A 20001-nucleotide genomic window follows, 5' to 3' on the forward strand; every position below is an offset into this window, starting at 1 on the left:
AGATAAAGTAAATTTTTACCATAAGAATCGGAGCTGGAGGTAAAAAGACCACATCCTGGCGTGGCACAAATATCCTTAAAGGAACTAAAAAGTCGCCGAGACTCTTCGTTAAGAGATAAGGTGTTGATCTCGATCTCAATTTCGTCTTTTATCTTGTTGAACCCTGACACCCGGCTTTCTAGGTCTTTTATTGCAGCAGAGAGATTAAGCCGCTCACCCTGCTTCTCGCGAATTAGTCTTTGTAGAACATAATCTGCATCGTTCGTCGCATCAAAACTATTACGGAGCTCTTCAAATTCATCTCTCAATTGTTCCAACTCATCTTCGAGCTCTGCAGCGGAAATATTATCTACATCAGACTGCTCTTCGAGTTTTAGAATAAAATCTTGAGTATTAACGATTTGAATATTTACTAAATCAAGCTCTCTTTTCTTTTCTATGAGAAAACGTTTTGCCTCGAATGAATGTTTTGGTGCTATTCCAATCCCCAATCTGATCATCTCGGCGTATTGATCTTTTATGAAACTACTTGGGGGCTTGTAAGCACTCGTGTAACCAGCGTCTTGGTCTATGTAAAAGAGAGGCAAAAATGTCGATATATAAGGATAAGTGGGCTCGTTCTTATTAGTTGTCAGAGCAAGCGGCGAGAGTCCAAGTCTCGAAAAAAGGTACTCAGAAATCTCTTTTTCATTGTAAAATATACGCGTTTCGTTGGAGCCTCGCTCCGACACTTCTATGTGAAACTTATCAGAAAATGACCTCTCGAAAATGAAAAATTCCCCTTCATGCTCTACAGTGAGGCTGGCTGACGAACATTTAGCCATAATATCGTCCCTGTATCGAACAGGGTATCCAAGCGCGAAGGCAATGGAATGAATGACAGGCGTTTTTCCTGCTCCGTTCGGCCCATATAGCTGGGTAATATCACTAGCAAACACGAGGTCCTTTGAACCCCAACCGTCCTTCCCTGAAGGGTGAATTTTTAATTTAACAAGTTTCATTCCAAATCCATTGCAATTTGCTTTTCTATTTGTAAGTCAAAATAATTACGTTCAATTACCTGAAGCGTATAACCGAGGTCTGATTGAACGTCTATTGCTTTTGATACGACCTTTTTCCCAAAATCGGTAGCTTTAATGCGGGAATCATGGCGATCAACTTCAACAAGGCTTACTGTCTCAAGAAATGTTAGCGCCTTGACTGTCCGCATCCTAAGGTTTGCGGACCATCCCAAGTGTTGGGAGGAACCTTTAAAGCCTGAAAACGTTCGTTCAAAGCACTCGCCAATCAACTGACCTAGTTCGTCTGACTTCGGCTTACGGCGTGTTTTGGACAACAAGAGAATAGTCATCGCGAGCAAGGGGAGATGAAAAAGCGCCTCATTACTGAGCCGGTGAGATACTGAATCACTGAATTGATCTAAAGACAATACAATTTCTTTTTCAGATGCTTCTTGAAAGAATTCTTCGTAATCCATCACGCGTTCCCTCTAACTATAAATGAGAAAACAGCGCCGAGAAGGAGTTCACGATCAAGAGTGGCAGACAAGTCTTCGCCATCCAAAGCTGACAATACTTTATCAATACGACTTCGAAGAATTGGCAGATCCTCCCCAGACTTAACCCACTCTGCAGCATTATTCTCTATTTCTTCAAGAATAAAATTCAGATCGAACTCCGGGATAGTATGACGTTTATCCCTAAACCATATATCCCATCGAACCTTACAGCCAGATACGAATTCTATCATTCGTTCTGACGCACCAGCCTTACTCATCAACCTGTGAATAATCGAAGCATTCTTGATGGCTTGTGAGTCGCCGCTATCTCTTAAACTCTGATAAGCCGCTTTGGAGATACTCAAAATATCGAGCATTTCGGCAAGACTAACACCCGCTATATCATCGAGATCCTCTTCTCCGATTTCACCTAATAGTTTCCCTAACGACTTCCGTTCAACAAGTGATATAAGACTGTTAATTATTTCCTCACACTCTGAACGCTGCAAATCTATTTCACTGTACTGATAGATGGTCTCTCTTGCCTCAGAGAAGAATTTATCATCGTGTGGATTTAAATAGGAAATATTCGATTTAAGCTTAAGTTTCCTAATATGCTCAATAATATTCTGATCTTCTATTGGCGCTCTTGGGCTCAATGCGTCATTAAAATTTTCAAGCAACAACTTGTAATATTTGTTATCGCTATCGTCCTGTATTGCATCACGCAACTCCTCTAAATCGTCATTCAGATGGACGTTAGTGAGAAAAACGACGCTTCCACAGGAGTTCTCAAATCTGATAGTGTGGATAAGGAGCTTTCCAACGTAGCTATCAGTAATCTTGGCTGGTTCACATGCATTGGCGCCTTTCCTTATCCCTAGGACGTCATTGACAGACCATTGGTAATTCAACTTGCCCTTGGTTTTGACCTGAAAGAAATTATAAACATAGTTCCCGTCGACATTGATGCGAGACACGAAATCGTCCTGGTAATCACAATAGACCCGGTCTAGTGCCTCATCCTCCAACAATGACAAGCACTCGAAAGCAGCTCCGCGAAACTGAGCCTGATAACGGGCAATGGTTTCCCTTCCAACGTTCTCTCGTGGCTCAACTTCATGAAGCTTGGGACCACCGCTATTTTCTCCAGCCACGCTCATCTTCCTTCAGGAAATATCCTTCGCTTGTTTATACGCATTTCCCACTCCTCTTCTTGGTTCTTAATAGTATTCAGTACGACTATCATATAGCGACAGAATAACCCGAAAGGCCTGGAGGGCGAAGCACGGAAGGTCTTATCGGGTTCATTCACTCGTTAGACCTTACATTTTCGGAAGACGCCGCCAAACCCTTTCCGGCATAAACAGCAAAACTAACAATAACCAAAGTGAACCCAGTTAGAACCTGATGAATTACGAGAAGCTTAGCCACCCAGAACGACGGTGAATAATCACCGTACCCCAATGTGGTTATCGTGACCCCGCTAAAGTAAACTGCATCAATGATATTTCCAAATTTCTCTTCACCAAACCAACTAGGAGGCATCATAAAATATATAACCGCATAATTGATAATTAGCTCAATATAGCTAAGTAGTGCAAGCTTTATTCGCTTCCTATAAGTTAAACTACTTTCATTATTGACACCGCCATCACTAGCGTCTTTTGTCTTATCAAGCGCATCCACGATGAACGCGAACAATATTTCGTTACATCTTGCCCAGGTGACTACATACAAAAATAACAATACTAGCAACTGATATTTCAGCGGATAGTTATCCGTCGAGATACCGTGCGTAAAAATGCCAAAAACGAGTGCAACAATAATAGCGTAACTAAGGTAGAAATAATTTCTAAGAATTATACCCTTTGCTCTATCATGCCCGAAGGCCCCCGCTTTAGCATGGGTGGCAAACCACCAAGTAGGTGACAGGGCCCTTACAATCCAGCGCATGATGCAGGAAAACCTTGGCCATGCATATTTCTCTGCCCAGTCATATACCCGAGTACTCATCAAACCATCTTGAGTCGAATTAAAATTATCAGAGTTCAACTTATATCTCCACAAAAGCCAATACAAACCCGAATGCTTATTTCTGTCTAACAGTGACTATGCGGCTGTCTGCATAACCTCAATAAACGTGCGCGCTCATTCAGTGAGGGTATAAAGCCAGCTCATTTGACTCTATCCCACTGATTCGCCTGAAGGCAAAGAAAAAATAGGCGGCATATCCCAAAGTCGCGTACCGGCGCGTTTAGCTCTGCCTAATCACACAGCCTAGAAAAGGACGACTTCACTATGGGTATAGGCCTTTGACGCCGAAAAGCCAGTCTGCGGCCAACCTGGTCAAAGTGGGAAATAGTGAAATTGAGTGGCTGTCACAACAAGACAGCTTTTAACTAAGCGCCACACAAACCATCTCCACACCAAACCACTGCTGCTTAAGCCCCCGCTGCTTTTCCAGCAACAACGTTAGATAGTCGCGCAGTGGGTGGCCGGATGGTAGAGCCGCGAGGTATTTGCGCAGCCGCCGTTGGTAAGGAAACTGTTCAGCAGGCACATGCAATGGCGTGTCGTTTTGAGTAAGCCATTCAATGCCGGGCAGGAGTATATGCGTGGCCTTGTTGTCCAGTGCTAGGGTGACGCCTTTTACATCGAAGTCACCGGCGTAGATATGTGTTCGGCGGGTTTTGTGCCACGCCTCGGCGAGTAAGGCGAAGCCGCCGCCATAGTGGCTGTCGCCGCGGTAGACGACCAGCGGATTTGCGTAGCCGCTTAGCGCCGGTTGTTCCGGCGAAAACTCATAGAAGCTGTCCAGATTTTCGACCTGAATCAGGGCGCTGAACGCGCTCAGCTTTAGCCCCATTACATCTACATCGCGAATAGCCCGTGGTTCGTTGGCAAGCCCTGTTGTTGGTTGAGGCGGAAAGCTGACGAGTACCCGCCTTGCGCGGGGGCTTTCGCGGGTTGCTTTGTTTTCCTCTACACCCTCTTTCGCCTGGGCGCTGCTGGGCAGGCCGCTGAGTGATCGGCCTAGCGGCGCTATGCGGGCGCTCTCTAGAACGTCATTAATCTGCGCCAGCAAGGCGGCGTCAAAGCGCAGCGCTTTACTGTTGATTCGCGAGGCCAGGTCAATGTCGTGCTGCTGGCACCAGGCCACTACGTCGTCTACCCACTGGCGGCGCGGCTTTTCCACCGCGGGCTGGCGGAGAAGTTCGCGGGCCACACCGTTAAGGCCATTGCGTGCGCGGCTGGGTAGGTTCATACGGCCAGCTGCAGCTCTACATCGTGGATCAGGCGCAGGTGATTGAATTGGCTCGCCTGGCTCTCCTGCTGTTTGAGCCGAAACGCCTTCTGGTCGCTGCGCGGCAGGCCCTGGTATTCGGAAATCACCTGGAAGAGCCATATTTCATCCGGCCATTCCAGCGGGCTTTCACGCAGGTATTCAAGGGCGCTGACCGGCTCCGCCTGGGGCTGGTCGATCACGCTTAAATAGAAGTGTTCCACATCCTGCTTGAGCGCCTGCTGGCGGGCGGCGGCAAGGCTGCTCTCTTGGGCTTGGGCAGGCGCCGCGGCTTCAACCGTTTGCGTGGTGTGGCGCGGCTGGGGTAGTTGGTGCAGCAGATCGGCGAGCAACCGGCTATCCAGGTTGCGATCCAGCGCCGGGGCGGCGGCGGCGCTTAGCGGGGCGGCTTGATTGACCAGCCCTGGCACTTCGCTGCGCCTTGCATAGTTGCCGGGCACAAAGCCGGGGTGTTCGCGCATAAAGGCGGCCATGCCGCTGATCAGGCGGCTGCGCGCCTGCTGCTTGCGAAAGCGCGCCATCAGCTCGATCAAGCGCCGCTGCACTTCGCGCAGGCCGGTGTAGTGGTGGCTTAACTGCTGCTGTAGCTGGCTGATCAATAGCTTGCGCAGGCTGCCATCGCTGCCCACCAGTTCGATCAGTTCGTCGAAGTCGATTAGCGCCAGGCCATCCAGCAGCCTTGCGATCTGTTTCTGGGCGCGGTCGTTCTCGCGGATTTTGTCGTTGAGCTGGCTGACGAAACCAAAATCGCTATTCAGCCGCTGCCATAAGCTGTCGATGGCATCGGCGAAGCGCCCGTTCAGGTCGTCGACTTCCTGGCGCAGGCGCATCAACTGCTGCTCCAGCCGCCAGTGTTCGCCGCGGCTGCGCGCTTCCCGGTAGCTGTGGACCAGGGCGCGAATCAGCTCCAGGGTTTCCGCCACGTCGGCGTTCACATGGCGGCGGGTCTCGTCAGCGAGCATCTCGGCGATCAGTTCGCGCACCTTGGGCGCCAGCTTCACGCCGCTCTGCTCATCCGGTCGCCAAAGGATGCGCGCCGCCAGAAGCTTGCGCAGCGCGCTATCGCTGAGCGATTCCAGCGGTACTTCATCGCGGGTGTAGGCCTGCATCAGTACATCGGCGTGCTTGCCGAGCAGCGCCAGCCGTTCGCTGCCGGTTTTCAGCAGGCGGCTTTCCAGAGCGTGTTCTCCGTTCGAACTCACAGCAGGGCCTCCTGGGAACCGGAGCCCTCCTCGCTGCCCTCTTCGATGGGCAGGTTCTCTTCATCGCGAATAAAGCGCACCAGATCCACCAGGTAGTCGATCTTGCCGGTGACCACGAACACCTGCCGCTCTGAATGGGGCTGGAGCAGGTAGCCGTGCTCTTTCAGGCGCTTGAAGACCTGCTTTACCTGGGCATCGAGCTGGTCACTTTGCGAGCCGAAAAAGCTATCGGTAGCCAGGCGCTCCAGGCGTTCGCGCAGGCTTTGGTTGTCTTCGCACTTGGCGCTGAACTCGGCGGGTTTGAGCACATCGCCGGGGGCAGCCAGAGTATCGCGGCCCAGCGCCTCTTGAACCAGCTGCAGCCACTCTAGCAGCGGCAGCAGGCTATTGAGGGTATCGCCGAGCTGGCGGGAGAGCTGATCGCGGGCGTTGTCATTGAGCTGACGCCAGGCCAGAAAGTAGACACTGCCATCTTCATTGCTGGCCAGGCGGCGGTTAAGCGGCCGCAGGTAGGTGTCGATCTCTTCCCGGGTCTCTTCATTGGTGAGATGACGATAGCCGCTTTCATCGCTGATCGGGCAGACAAACTCCCCGGCCAGCAGGCGCTCTAGCAGTGGGCCATGTTCGATCATACTGTCACCTCCTGCTGGCGTTCCTGGAGCCGTTCGGCCAGGCGGCTTAGCCGTGGCTCGATGCGTTTTAACACCCGCTTATTGGGGTTGGCCTCATCGCGATCGATCAGGTAGCGGTTGGCGAACAGCAGCAATACATCGGACTCGGGGTTGGGGAAGGCGCCGACGATATGAATGCGGTTGCTGTCGCAGGCGTCGAACAGTTTTTCGACGTTGTGATACGCCAGGGTGCCGATCTCATCGATGGGCCAGTGGATGGCAATTTCCGCATCGCCACGCAGCAGGCGGGTAAAGGCGAGCAGGAACTTGCACAGAATCAAATACGCCATGCCGTGGCTGGAGGACTCCAGCAGTTGGCGGTCGTTCTTGATCACCAGGTCGGTGCCGCCTTCGTTCAGGTGCAGTTCCAGGCGCAGCAGGCTTTCGAAGCTGTACTGCTGGTCGCTGCGCAGCAAATCGACCACGTCCGCCAGTGCGTTGAGGTAGTCGTCGCTGGGTAGCGTCTGGCCGGATTCCCGCCACTCTTTGTAGCGCTGGGCGAACAGCTTTAGCGGCTCCCAGAAGCCCAGCTCATCGATGGTGGACTGGATGCGCACTTCGGCCTTGGTGATGCCTTCCAGGCGCAGATCGTCGGCGACCTCTTCGGAAAGCCGGCGGCTTTGGGCGCTGATGCGCCGGTTCAGATCGCGGAATACGGTGAAGAATTTATCCAGGTCGTCGCTCAGGTTGCGGCCTTCCTGAATCAGCTGCTGTTGTTGATCTTCGAGCAGTTTGAGCATATCGCGCAGTAGCGGCAGCTGTAGCCGGGGGTTGTCGCTTTGCAGCTTGCTGCGTTCGCTCTCCAGCGCTTCGGCGAAGCCGCTGCTGGCGTCTTTGATCAGTTGGCTTTCCACCTCCAGGCAGCCACGGCGCAGCTGCTCGATGAGCTGGTGGCGATTACCCAGCGCCTGGCGGGCGCGCTCGATGCGCTCGTCCACATCACCGACTGGCGCACTCGACGCCTGGCCGTCGGGCTCGATGGCCAAGCTTTCCAGCTGGGTGAGTAGCGGCTTCAATGCTTCCAGGCAGGCGTATTCGCTCTCCCGCTGGGTTTTCAGTGTGCTGACTGTGCTTTGGTGAGTTTTGCGTGCGGCCTGGAAGTCATTTTTCAGGTGCTCTTTATCCCGCTGCAGCTTTTGCTCCGCCTGCTCCAGCTCTGCCTCCTGGGCGACCAGCTGGGGCTTATGCTGGCCCCACTCGACGCGCATAAAGCGAGTGTACTCGGTGAGCTCATCCTGGCGGGCGGCGGTGACGCGGATGCGTTCATCCTGGCTTGCCAGCCGCTCCTTGGTATCTTTTAGCTTGGCGGGGTCGACGCCCTGCTCGGCCAGCTCCTGGCTAAAGGCCTCTTCCAGCTCCGCGCGCTGGCGCTGGTGTTCGCTGTTGGCGTCGCTCAACTGCTGTTTATACTGGCGCAGCTGGGCATCCAGGCTATCCACCTGGCTCTGGCCGTCGGCCTTGAGCTCCAGCAGCTGACTTTGATGGGTCTCGCTGAGGGCGGTGAGCGCCTGCTGCTTCTCTTCGCGCAGCTCCTTTTGCGCCTGCTCTTGGCTGGCTAACGCGGTTTGATGAGCCGCGCGACGCTCCTGCTGACGCTTGGTATGGCGCTCCTGCTGCTGGCGGCGGGCCTCTATCGCAAACTCGACTTCCTGCTCGGCGCGCTTGTGGGCCATGCGGCCCTGATCCTGGGCTTCATCAGCCTGCTGTACCCGCTCGTTATGCTGCTTGAGCGCTTTCTCGGCGGCCTGGCTCTCCGTTTGCACCCGCCGTTTGGCGCCATCCGCCTCTTCGATAGCGGCCAGCAGGCTGGCTTCGTCCTGGGCGTAATCTGGCAGGGCAATGGCGGAAAGATCCAGCGCCAGCCCGAACAGGTCATCGCTAGCGCCTTCGGCCAGCTGCGGGGCGAGGTCACGCCGCTCCAGCAGCTCCGGGGCAATCACTTTGCCTAGCTGCTGCTCCCAACCGGGGCGGTGGTAGCGCAGGAAGTGGCGCAGGCTGCCCTGCTCCGGGTCGCGCTGCTGATAGAGCGCGTAGCAGCGCTGCTCGGCGCGCTCCAACTGCTGGCGAAGCTGCACCAGCTGCTGTTCGGCACTGTCGCGCTCGCGTTTGCGGCTTTCAAACTCCCGGCGCAGGCCATCCAGGGTAGCGGCCGATGCGTTGCGCTCCTGCTGGGACTGATCCAGGCGGGCCTGGGCAAGCTCCGCCTCGGAAGCCTCTTCAGCGGTCTGGGTCGAGAGCGAAAGTTGCGCTTTTAGTTCGGCTAGCTGCTCGACACCGAGTTCCAGCTGCGCCTGATACTCGCCCTCCAGGCGTTGGCGCTCCTGCTGGTAGCGCTCGTTAAGCTGCTGTTCGGACTCCCACTGCTGCTCCCGGCGCAGGGCTTTCTCTTCGACCAGGGCGTCGATCAGCTCCTGGGATTCACGGGTCTGGCGGGCCAGCGCCTCTGAAAGCTCGCGCAGCCGCCCATCCAGGCGCGCCTGGCTCTCTTTTACCGCGTCCTGCATCACGTTTAGGTGGGTGCGCAGCTGGTCACGCTGTTCCCGCCACTGGGGCAGCGCGTTGATGTCGCGCTCCAGGGCGGGCATATCCGCCTCGGCGTATTGCTCGTACTGGGTTTGTAGATCATTCAGGCGGCGCTGGGCCTGCTGCAAATCGCTGACCACTTCGCTGTGGCGGTCGTTTAGCTTATCCCGCGCCTCACTGTAATCGCTCTCCCGCTGCTGGAACTCGCGGTGATGTCGGGCAAGCGCAGCATCCACATCGGCCATTTGCCGCTCTGCTTTCTGGCGGTCCTCTTCCAGCTGGGGCTTCAGTTGCCACAGCGTGGCATCTAGGTCGGCGAGTTCACGGTCGATACCGGCGAGCCGGGCAAGAGAGGCCTGCAGCGGTTCCAGGCGCATGGATTGGCGCATCTGGGCAATCCACTCCCGCGCCTTGGTGTTGCGAATCCGTGTCACCGGCAGCTCAACGCCATCCTCTTCGAAAATCGCCGCCAGCATGGTTTTGAGGGTGTCCATCTTGCCCTCTTTGGCATGCACCGCAGAAACCAGCTTTTCGATATGGCGGATGCGCCGCTCGGGTTTTACCAGACTGAACTGGGCCGCGATTTGGCGCAGTTTGAGGCCATCGCGGCTGTTGCCGTGCAGTTGGGTAAAGTCGTTTTGGATCACCGAGCGAAATTCAGAGGTCGCGCCCAGCTTGGGGGAGACCGGCGTGCCGCTACGCCGCAGGCCGCTGGCCCACTGGGTGTAGTCCAGCGCCGCTACGCCCGCCTCGCTCTCCACCAGATAATCTTCCGGCTGGTAGGGCGCGCCGACAAAGCGGTACTCCACCCCGCCCTCGGCTTTGCGGGTCAGCACCGCCTGGCAAATATTGCCCGCTTCGCGGCGGTATTCGTACACCAGATAGCTGTTGCGGTTGGGCAGGTAGAACGCGTCGAATTTCATGCGCGTTTTGGGCACGACCTTGTTAGGTAATTCGCCGTAAAACACCGGCACCAGCCGCTGCAGCGTGGTTTTACCGGAGGCGTTGGTGCCGCAAATATTGGTGTGGCCATCCACACTGAGTTCGACCACTCCGTTTAAGTGGCCGTGAATCATCACGATGCGTAGCAGGTGGGCCATGCCGAGTCCTTGATCGATAGAGATTCGAAAGCGACTATCTTGCCAGACACATTGATGGCTTGTCTTACTGATTACTTCTTAGCAAGCAGCCCCTCAAAGAAACTCACCAAATCCCGCGGTTGAAACGGCGACCTTGGCTTGGGGGTCGAGTTCGTAGATATCAAACCCCAGCGCCAGCACAATCGCATCCGGCTCAAACAGCCGAATGGCTTGGCAGGATTGCTCCAGGCGATCAAAAAACACTGACTCTTCTGAACCGTGGGGCATCGGCAGGTTGAGGTTATAGCCCAGCCCGGCCCCCTGCCCGCGCTCGTTTTCGAAGCCGGTTACCGCCGGGTAGAAGTTAGTGGTATCGCCGTGGATCGAGATATACAGCACATCGTCGCGCTGATAGAAAATTTCCTGAATGCCCTGGCCGTGGTGCATGTCGGGGTCGAGCACGACGATGCGCGGGTAGCGCGTTTTAAGATGCTGTGCGGCAATCGCAGCATTGTTGAGAAAGCAGAAGCCACCGGCGGAATCGATGCCCGCGTGGTGGCCCGGCGGGCGCGATAGCGAATAGGCGAATCGATCACCGGCTATCAGAGCCTCTGCCCCGGCGACCGCACTTTGCGCGGACCAATAAGCAGACTGCCAAGTGTACTGGCCCACCGGGGCGCTACCGTCGGCCAGATAACGCCCAGCTTCTGCCAAGATGCCGCGCAGGGCGTTGGGCGAACGCACGAAGATATTGGAGATCACCTCTTCACCCCAGTCCTCCCCAAGGGCATGCCAGCGCCGGTGGGCACTTTCGAGAAAGCGCAGATAGGGCAGTGAATGCACCGCTCTCAATGGGCCCACGCCATAATCGCCGGGTGCTTGAACATCGAAGTTCATCCGCTTGGCCGCTGCCAGCAGTTGTGTGGCGCGCTCCGGCACTTCCTGGGGCGTGCGCATCTTTCCGCGGGAGAAGTAGGTTTGCGGCTGATGAAGCAGTTGGTCAGCGTGGAAGAACGTCTTCATCGGCACTATTTTCATCAGAACTATCTCCGGTTTCGCCCACACCCTTCACCACGAATTTGCGGGCAACGCCTATGTGGTAGTCAATCGCCTCACGGCAGGCGGCCGGGCTACCACTATCCAGCGCGTCGAGCAGCTTAAAGTGGCTGGTGGCGATGGTGTCGGGGGCTTCATGGGTTTTGGTAATCAGGGTGATGCAGAGGCGCAGTTCATGGGTCAGGTCGTCAAACGCGCGCAACAGTCGCTCGTTGCCGGCGTAGTGCAGCATGAGGCGGTGAAACTGCAGGTCCTCTTCAATCCGACGGGTGCCATCGTTACCGGCTGCTGCCTCACAGAGCACCTCAACCTGCTGCTTAAGCGCGCGCTGGGCTTCCGGCGTATAGCGCTCCGTTAAGCGCTGAATTGCATGACGCTCAAGGCATAGCCGCAAATCAAACACATCTTCGAGTTCAACGGTATTCAACGCGCGGACAAAGAAGCCGCGGCGAGGTTTGGAGATCAATAAGCCACGGCTTTCCAGCAAGCGCGCGGCCTCACGAACCGGTGCGCGGCTAACGCCCAAGTCACGGGAAAGCTGTACTTCCGAAAGCCGTTCGCCGGGTAAAAAGTGTTGCTGAATAATCGCTTGGGTCAAATAGTCAGCCACCTGCTCGACAAGGTTCTGCTGCTGGATTAAGGGCCTGGGAGCCGCCGTTGATAAGGCCATAAAATTTACTCGTGGGGTGTGGCGCGTTTCCTTAAGTATGACGAAAAATAACCATTTGTCGACGAACGATTGCCGACTGTCGACAGTTTTGCCACATGCTGCTAAGTTCAAAGTGCAAGGTTCAAAAAGGCCCCCAACAACCCACACAACTGGGCCTAACACGCCACGCCTCGCTCGCCTAACGACTACGTAAACCCATTACGTGCTAATAACCGAGGAGCAGGAAACATGAAAAAACCTTTAGCTTTGGCTATTTCCGCTGCAGCACTTGCTTTCACCTCCGCCGCCCTGGCCGATGACCCCAAAGAGGGCGGTGTGGTTAACACCATTATCCAGCCGGAGCCGCCCGGCCTAGTGCTAGGCATGGTTCAGAACGCCCCTACACGCACCGTCTCGGGCAACATCTACGAAGGCCTGTTGCGCTACTCCACCGACCTTGAACCCATGCCGCAACTGGCGGAGTCGTGGGAGGTCAGTGACGATGGCCGCACCTACACCTTTCACCTGCGTGAAGGCGTTACCTGGCACGATGGCGAAGCCTTTACCGCCGAAGACGTGGTGTTCTCCGCCGATGTCTTCCACCGCGAGTTGAACCCAAGCGCCCGCGCCGTGCTACAGCACGTGGAAAGCATCGAAGCCACTGACGATCACACCGTTGTATTTACCCTGACGCAACCCTTCGGCCCTTTCCTGCTCTCGTTTGAAGCAGGCACCTTTACCATGGTGCCCGAACACCTTTACGCGGGTACCGATTTCCGCAACAACGAACACAATGATCACCCCATTGGCACTGGCCCGTTCAAGTTCGACAACTGGGAACGCGGCACCGTCATCGAGCTGGTCAAGAACGAAGAGTATTACGAAGAGGGCTTGCCCTACCTGGACGGCGTGAATTGGCACGTTATTCCTGACGGCGCTTCCCGTGCAGTGGCGTTCGAGAACGAGACCATTGATGTACTGCCCAGTGGCACCGTCGAGAACTTCGATATTCCCCGCTTGGCCGAAATGGATAACGTCTGCATGACCGAAGAGGGCCACGAGTACTTCAGCCCCTTTGCCATGCTGTGGATGAACAATCGCGAAGGCCCCACCGCGGATAAACGCTTCCGTCAGGCGGTGATGTACGCCATGGATCGCGAGTTCGCCAAAAATGTGCTGTGGAACGGCCTGGGCAATGTCCCGCTCTCCGCCTTTGGCTCCAATGCGCGCTTCCAGAACGATGATCTGGAACCCTACGACTACAACCCGGATCGCGCCCGCGAGCTGCTGGATGAAATGGGCTACGACGGTGAAGAGATCACCATTCTGCCGCTGCCCTACGGCGAAACATGGACCCGCTGGGCCGAAGCCGTGCAGCAGAACCTGCGCGAAGTAGGCATCAATGTCGAAACCCAAGCCACCGATGTGGGCGGCTGGAACCAGCGCCTGGGCGATTGGGATTACGATCTCGCCTTCACCTATCTTTACCAGTACGGCGACCCGGCACTGGGTATTTCACGCACCTACCTTTCCGACAACATTGCCAAGGGCTCGCCCTGGAATAACGTGGAAGGCTATGAAAACGAGCGTGTCGACGAACTCTTCAACGAGGCCGCCACGGCCTACCCTGACGAAGAGCGCGAAAAACTTTACCGCGAAGTACAGGAAATCCTGCACGAAGACGTGCCGGTTGGCTGGCTGATGGAGCTGGGCTTCCCAACCCTGTATCGCTGTGATGTTCAAAACCTGGTCACCTCCGGCGTGGGTGTTAACGACGGCTTTAAAGATGCTTGGCTAGACCGCTAAACCCAAGCCACCCAGGTAGCGCGAGCTACCTGGGTTTTTCAGCCATGTCTTGAAGGTATTAGCCAGGAAACGACTTATGGTTTACGCGCGCCTAATCCTAATGCGGCTTTTCAAAGCCGTCATTGTGCTGTTTTTAATCGTTATTTTTAACTTTCTGCTGATTCAGCTGGCCCCCGGTGACCCGGCTGCCATTCTGGCCGGTGAAGCGGGTGCCGCGGATCAGGAGTTTCTTAATCAGTTGCGCGAGCGCTTTGGGCTCGATCAGCCGATGTACGTTCAGCTGTGGCGCTATATATCAGGTATCGCCGTACTCGATTTTGGTTACTCCTACCGCTTGGGCGTTCCGGTGTTTGATCTGATTATGGATCGCTTGCCCGCCACCCTGCTGCTCACCGGCACCGCTTTCGTGCTCTCGCTGGTACTCGGTATCGTCGCAGGTTCAATGGCTGCAGCAAGGGTTAAAAAACCTTCCGGCTCCATCATTATGGCGTTGGCGCTGGTGTTCTACGCCACGCCGCTGTTCTGGGTCGCGCTGATGTCGGTGGTGGTGTTCTCGGTCTACCTGGGTTGGCTGCCCGCCTACGGGCTTTACACCGTGGGAGCGGGCCACACGGGGTTTGCGCTGGTGCTTGATGTTGCCCAGCACTTGGTGCTCCCGGCGACCACCTTAGCGCTATTTTTTATGGCGATTTACACCCGCATGACGCGCACATCAATGCTGGACGCCGCGCAGCAGGATTACGTCAAAACCGCCCGCGCCAAAGGCTTGAAGCCCAGCATTATTCAGCGCCGCCATGTGTTGCGAAACGCCCTGCTGCCGATCATCACGTTAGCAGGCCTCCAGGCGGGGCAGATGGTCGGCGGCGCGATCCTGACCGAAACCGTGTTTGCTTGGCCCGGTATTGGTCGGTTGATGTTCGAAGCGCTGCAGCAGCGTGACTACAACCTGCTGCTGGGCATCTTCTTCTTCTCAGCGGCCTTGGTCATCGTCTTCAATATCATCACCGATCTGGTCTACAGCCTGGCTGATCCACGCATCAAAAAGGGGGCCGCATGAGCTTTTTCGCACGCTTCGCGCAAAACCGTGGCGCCCTCGTCGGGCTGATCATCCTGCTGCTGATTATCGCCATGGCGATACTGGCGCCGCTGCTGTTTCCTGAATCGCCCTGGCGCATGGTGCAACGGCCCTTTTTGCCGCCGCTCTCGCAAGATGGCTTTCCGCTTGGCACCGACACCATGGGCCGCAACGTGGCCTCGGGCTTAATGCACGGCGCCTGGGTATCGCTGCTGATTGGCTTGGTTTCCACTTGCGTGGCGCTCTTGATCGGTGTGCCGCTGGGTGCCATTGCTGGCTACTATGGCGGCATCATCGATGATGTATTGATGCGCTTTACCGAGTTCTTCCAGACCATTCCCAACTTCGCGCTGGCGATTGTGCTGGTGGCCATTATGCAGCCCAGTATCACTTCGATTGTGCTGGCGATTGCGATTGTCAGCTGGCCACCGGTAGCGCGTTTAGTGCGCGCCGAGTTTATGTCGCTGCGCAACCGAGAATACGTGGAAGCGGCGCGTTTGGTTGGTCAGTCCAACAGCACGATCATTCTGCGTCAGATTCTGCCCAACACGCTGTCGCCGATTATCGTGCTGGCATCGCTCATGGTGGCCACCGCGATTTTGCTGGAGTCGGCGTTGTCTTTCCTCGGCTTGGGCGACCCTAACGTGATGTCCTGGGGCTACATGATCGGCGCTGCGCGCACGGTGATTCGTCAGGCGTGGTGGCTAAGCTTCTTCCCTGGCGTGGCGATTCTGCTCACCGTTTTGGCGTTAAACCTGGTGGGTGAAGGGTTAGACGACGCACTGAACCCCAAACTATCACGCGAGCGCTAAGGACTTTATATGCCTATTACAGAGAATCCATCGGCTGACACCGTCCTCAGCATTCGCGACCTTAATATTGCGCTCCCCAAAGGCGCGGATCGCGCTCTGGCGGTGGAGGATGTGAGCTACGAGGTAAAGCGCGGCGAAATCATGTGCGTAGTCGGCGAGTCCGGCTCCGGTAAATCGATGGCCGCCAACGCGGTAATGGGGCTACTGCCCAAGGGCGTGAACGCCACCCATGGCGAGATACTGTTCGAGGGGCAGGACCTGCTCGCCCTGACGGAAAAGCAGCACCGCGCCCTGCGCGGGCTAAAAATTGGCATGATCTTCCAGGAGCCAATGACCGCCCTTAACCCGCTGATGCGAGTCGGCGCGCAAATTGCCGAGGTGTTCGAAGCCCACGGCCAGCTCACCCCCAAAGAGCGTCAGGCTCGCGCCCTGGAACTGTTGATCGAAGTGGGCATTCCACAGCCGGAGAAGGCCATTCGCGCCTACCCGTTCGAGCTTTCCGGCGGCCAGCGCCAGCGGGTCATGATCGCCATGGCGCTGGCGCTGGAGCCCATTCTGCTGATTGCCGATGAGCCCACCACCGCGCTGGATGTCACCACGCAAGCGCAGATTCTGGAGCTTATTCGCGACCTTCAGCAGCGGCGCGGCATGTCGGTGATGTTTATCACCCACGACTTTGGCGTGGTGGCCGAAATTGCCAATCGCGTTTGCGTCATGCGCCACGGCAAGATCGTCGAGCTGGGTGACGCCAAGTCGGTGCTTGAGAATCCTCAAGACGCCTATACCCAAGCGCTGATTGCCGCGATTCCCAGCAATGCGGTGCCACCCCACCGTGAAACCAGCCAAGTCGCCCCGCTGCTGGAGATCAAGCAGCTCAATAAGGTCTTTCGCTCCCGGGGCGGGTTCCTTAAACCTTCTCGCGAAGTGCGCGCCCTTGAGGATGTATCGCTCACCTTGGCGCGGGGTGAAACCGTAGGCATCGTAGGCGAATCCGGCTCGGGGAAATCTACCCTCGGACGCTGCGTGGTGCGTTTGGAACACCCCGACAGCGGCGAGCTGCTGCTGGATGGGGTGAACCTTTCCCAGCTGAAAGGCGACGCACTGCGCCGAGAGCGCCACCGGGTGCAGATGATCTTCCAAGACCCTTACGCTTCGCTCAACCCACGCACCAAAGTGGGCATGGCGATTGCCCAGGGGCCGATTGCCAACGGCACGCCCAAAGCCGCGGCGCTTAAACAGGCAGGCGAGCTGCTCGATATGGTCGGTTTGGGCGCCAGCGCCGTGGAACGCTTTCCTCACGAGTTTTCCGGCGGCCAGCGTCAGCGTATCGGGATTGCCAGAGCGTTGGCGCTTAATCCTGAGTTGATCGTGGCGGATGAAGCCGTCTCGGCGCTGGATGTTTCGATTCAGGCCCAGGTGCTGGAACTTCTAGAAGAGTTAAAACAGCGCCTCTCGCTTTCGCTGCTATTTATCACGCACGACCTGCGCGTCGCCGCGCATATCTGTGACCGCATTGTGGTCATGCAGAATGGCCGCATCGTCGAGCAGGGCAGCGCCGAGCAGATCTTCCTCGCCCCAAAAGAGGCGTATACCCAGGATCTGCTAAAGGCGATTCCCGGTCGCGAAGCGCCGGTGGCGGCGACAGCATGATTTATCGAACGGACAAGATAGGCTAAGGAAAACACATGCAAATAACCCTGGAAGCGCTGCGCGCTATTGTAGGCCCGGCCCACGTATTGACCGGCGACGATGTGCATAGCCGCCGCGTGGACTGGATGACCGGCGCGCCCTGCCAGGCAGGCGCGATTGTTCGCCCGGCGGATACTGAACAAGTCGCCGCGGTGATGCGTGCCTGCCATGAGGTGCAACAGCCGGTAGTGACTCACGGCGGCCTCACCGGCCTGGTTCACGGTGCAGAAGCGAGCCCGAATGAGCTGGTGATTTCGCTGGAACGCATGACCGCCATCGAAGAGATCGATCAAGTAGGCGGCACCCTCACCGTGCAGGCCGGGGCACCGTTGCAACGGGTTCAGGAAGCCGCGAAAGAGGTCGGCCTGCAGTTCCCGCTGGATCTAGGTGCTCGGGGCAGTTGCACGATTGGCGGCAATATCGCCACCAACGCCGGTGGCGTTCGGGTAATTCGCTACGGCATGATGCGCCAGCAGGTACTTGGCCTGGAGGCCGTGATGGCGGATGGCCGGGTGGTCAGTTCCCTGAACCGCATGCTGAAAAACAACGCCGGTTTTGATTTAAAGCAGCTATTCATCGGCAGCGAAGGCACCCTGGGCATCGTGACCCGCGCGGTGCTACGCCTGCAGCCGCCGACGCCCAGCGAGCAAACGGCGCTGGTAGCCTGCCCTTCGTTTGAGGCGTTAACCGGGCTACTCAGCCATATGGGCAAAGCGCTCGGCGGCAGCCTGGGTGCGTTTGAAGTGATGTGGCAAAATCACTACCGGTTGCTCACTGAAACCCTGGACCGCCACACTCCGCCGATTGCCACCGAGCATCCGTTTTATGTAATTATCGAGTCGCTGGGCAGCGATGCCGAGCGCAATGCCACTCAGTTCAGCGAAGCATTAGAAAGTGCATTAGAGAACGAGCTGATTGTCGATGCGGTGATTGCGCAGTCGACTACCCAGCGCGATGGGCTTTGGGCGATTCGTGAAGATATCGAGGGGCTGGTCAAGGGCATGGCGCCGGTGCTTACCTTCGATGTCAGCCTGCCGATTGCCGATATGCAGCGCTACACCGATGCCTTGGAAGCGCAGCTAACCCAGCGCTGGCCCGAGGCGCGTTTGGTGGTCTTTGGCCACCTGGGCGATGGCAACCTGCATATCTCCGTTAGCGTGGGGAGCGCTGAAGTCGAGGTGCGCCGTGAAGTGGAAGCGATGGTCTATCAACCGCTGGCCGCACTGGGCGGCTCGGTCTCTGCCGAGCACGGCATTGGCCTGGAGAAACGCCCCTGGCTGAGCACCTGTCGCTCCAGCGCCGAGATCGCACTGATGCAGTCGCTCAAGCAGGCGCTCGATCCGCTTAATCTGTTAAATCCCGGTAAAGTACTTTAAATAAGAGTGCGTTAAATAAACGCGCTACGTTAATCGTTACTACTGATTTGAAAATCGTTTTTAGGAATCGTTATGCCTTCTCAAAGCACGCCCCCTTATCCCAACCACTTACTGAGTGAAGGCCCTGTTAATCCGTTTCCGGGCATTAAGGTGCTGGAGCGTCGACTTGGCCGAGAGATCCCCCATCGGCTGGGCTCAAACGAAGGTCTGGACATGCCTCACCTTGCCCTGCGCGACCACTTTGGCGATGCCCTGGCTGAACACGTTTACTGCTACGGAGATTCCGAAGCGCTAGGGGTGCGCCAACGCCTGAGCGCGCAGCAGGGGATTGCGCTGGAAACGATGCTGGTGGATGCCGGTGCCGATAGCTTAATCGCCCTGGCGCTGCGCACCACCTGCGAACCGGGCGACACCGTGGTGAGCACCGCCGGCACCTACCCCACCTTGGGCTATTTTGCCAAAGGCCAGGGCTGCCGTTTGATCGAGCCCAGCTATTTTGAGGCGCCCGGTGTGCTGGCCCCCGATCTGGAAGCACTTATCGCAGCGGCACATCAGGAGAACGCGCGGCTGGTGTATCTGGCCAACCCGGATAACCCCAGCGGCCATTTGCACAGCGACAGCGCCATCCTCAAGCTGCGCGAGGCGCTGCCTGACACCTGCTGGCTATTGTTAGACGAAGCCTATGGGGATTTCCGTGATGACGCGGGTAGCGATTTCGCTGCCAAAGCCATACCGGGAGTGATTCGCCTGCGCACGCTCTCCAAGGCTCACGGTCTAGCGGGCCTGCGCATTGGCTATGCCATCGCCGACCCTGAAGTGCTGGCAATGATGATGAAGGTGCGTATTCACTACGCGGTCTCGTCACTGACTCTGGCCGCTGCGGAAGTGGTGCTCGATCACCCTGACGAAGTGCAACAACACGTTTCCGACGTAAAAGCCCGTCGTGAGCAGCTGGCTGAGCACTTTCGCGCACTGGGTGCCGACGTGCTCCCCAGCGCCACCAACTTCATCGGCATTCGCCTGCCCAGCGCCGAACTCGCCGCCGAGGTACATCAGCAGCTGCTCGACGAAGGCGTATTAGTCACGCGCCTGACACACCCAGAACTTGCCAATGTGATACGTATTACGGCGGTACAAGCAGCGCTGGAACCGGGGAGATTGAACGCTCTCGAACAGGCGATTAAAGAACACGCCTGATTCAGTTGGTAAATTTGATCAGTAGGTGGGAGGGCAGGTTGGAGCGAGGGTCTTTCGCCCA

Annotated in this window: 16 protein-coding genes; 6 read left to right on the plus strand and 10 right to left on the minus strand. The window is 56.6% G+C overall.

Annotation, left to right across the window (positions count from 1 at the left end):
• The 10 genes from CXF87_RS15850 to CXF87_RS15895 all read right to left on the minus strand — a co-directional run.
• Positions 1 to 1001: AAA family ATPase (locus tag CXF87_RS15850; protein ID WP_198556118.1), on the minus strand; the 1001-nt coding region annotated here is incomplete at its 3' end.
• Positions 998 to 1477 carry a hypothetical protein gene (locus CXF87_RS15855; protein WP_101147287.1) on the minus strand — a complete coding sequence of 160 codons (480 nt, stop codon included), beginning with the start codon at positions 1475 to 1477 and terminating at the stop codon, positions 998 to 1000. The genes CXF87_RS15850 and CXF87_RS15855, both read right to left, overlap by 4 nt.
• Positions 1477 to 2655, minus strand: coding sequence for a dsDNA nuclease domain-containing protein (locus tag CXF87_RS15860; RefSeq protein WP_157826560.1), 1179 nt, complete (start codon positions 2653 to 2655; stop codon positions 1477 to 1479). Before CXF87_RS15860 ends, CXF87_RS15855 begins: the two co-directional genes overlap by 1 nt.
• Positions 2656 to 2809: 154 nt before the next feature.
• Complete coding sequence (locus CXF87_RS15865; RefSeq protein WP_157826561.1) at positions 2810 to 3553, minus strand: potassium channel family protein; 744 nt, start codon at positions 3551 to 3553, stop codon at positions 2810 to 2812.
• A gap of 343 nt (positions 3554 to 3896) precedes the next feature.
• On the minus strand, positions 3897 to 4766 hold the full coding sequence (locus CXF87_RS15870) for a DUF7281 domain-containing protein (RefSeq protein ID WP_101147290.1): 870 nt from the start codon (positions 4764 to 4766) through the stop codon (positions 3897 to 3899).
• Complete coding sequence (locus CXF87_RS15875; protein WP_101147291.1) at positions 4763 to 6007, minus strand: hypothetical protein; 1245 nt, start codon at positions 6005 to 6007, stop codon at positions 4763 to 4765. Before CXF87_RS15875 ends, CXF87_RS15870 begins: the two co-directional genes overlap by 4 nt.
• Positions 6004 to 6639, minus strand: coding sequence for a condensin complex protein MksE (locus CXF87_RS15880; RefSeq protein ID WP_022520046.1), 636 nt, complete (start codon positions 6637 to 6639; stop codon positions 6004 to 6006). The genes CXF87_RS15875 and CXF87_RS15880 overlap by 4 nt, the downstream gene beginning before the upstream one ends.
• Positions 6636 to 10301, minus strand: a complete 3666-nt coding sequence (locus CXF87_RS15885; protein WP_101147292.1) for an ATP-binding protein — start codon at positions 10299 to 10301, stop codon at positions 6636 to 6638. Before CXF87_RS15885 ends, CXF87_RS15880 begins: the two co-directional genes overlap by 4 nt.
• Positions 10302 to 10394: 93 nt before the next feature.
• The gene (locus CXF87_RS15890; protein ID WP_232774947.1) at positions 10395 to 11303 is read right to left on the minus strand and encodes a histone deacetylase family protein; all 909 of its coding nucleotides are present in this window, start codon (positions 11301 to 11303) and stop codon (positions 10395 to 10397) included.
• Positions 11281 to 12006 (minus strand): GntR family transcriptional regulator, encoded by a 726-nt coding sequence (locus tag CXF87_RS15895; RefSeq protein ID WP_101147293.1) that lies wholly within the window; start codon positions 12004 to 12006, stop codon positions 11281 to 11283. Before CXF87_RS15895 ends, CXF87_RS15890 begins: the two co-directional genes overlap by 23 nt.
• A gap of 228 nt (positions 12007 to 12234) precedes the next feature.
• Between CXF87_RS15895 and CXF87_RS15900 the strand changes: the two genes are divergently transcribed.
• From CXF87_RS15900 to CXF87_RS15925, 6 genes are all read left to right on the plus strand, one after another.
• Positions 12235 to 13791 carry an ABC transporter substrate-binding protein gene (locus CXF87_RS15900; protein WP_101147294.1) on the plus strand — a complete coding sequence of 519 codons (1557 nt, stop codon included), beginning with the start codon at positions 12235 to 12237 and terminating at the stop codon, positions 13789 to 13791.
• 76 nt (positions 13792 to 13867) lie between these two features.
• Positions 13868 to 14848, plus strand: a complete 981-nt coding sequence (locus tag CXF87_RS15905; RefSeq protein WP_101147295.1) for an ABC transporter permease — start codon at positions 13868 to 13870, stop codon at positions 14846 to 14848.
• A complete protein-coding gene (locus CXF87_RS15910) occupies positions 14845 to 15678 on the plus strand; it encodes an ABC transporter permease (protein ID WP_101147296.1) in 834 nt (277 codons plus the stop codon). The genes CXF87_RS15905 and CXF87_RS15910 overlap by 4 nt, the downstream gene beginning before the upstream one ends.
• Before the next feature lie 9 nt (positions 15679 to 15687).
• A complete protein-coding gene (locus tag CXF87_RS15915; protein WP_101147297.1) occupies positions 15688 to 17328 on the plus strand; it encodes an ABC transporter ATP-binding protein in 1641 nt (546 codons plus the stop codon).
• 35 nt (positions 17329 to 17363) lie between these two features.
• Positions 17364 to 18743: an FAD-binding oxidoreductase gene (locus CXF87_RS15920; protein WP_101147298.1), complete on the plus strand. Its 1380-nt coding sequence runs from the start codon at positions 17364 to 17366 to the stop codon at positions 18741 to 18743.
• A 72-nt stretch (positions 18744 to 18815) separates the two neighbouring features.
• A complete protein-coding gene (locus tag CXF87_RS15925; RefSeq protein WP_101147299.1) occupies positions 18816 to 19940 on the plus strand; it encodes a pyridoxal phosphate-dependent aminotransferase in 1125 nt (374 codons plus the stop codon).
• Positions 19941 to 20001 lie beyond the last annotated feature (61 nt).

It is taken from the genome of Halomonas sp. MES3-P3E (assembly GCF_002836035.1).
GTDB lineage: Bacteria > Pseudomonadota > Gammaproteobacteria > Pseudomonadales > Halomonadaceae > Vreelandella > Vreelandella arctica.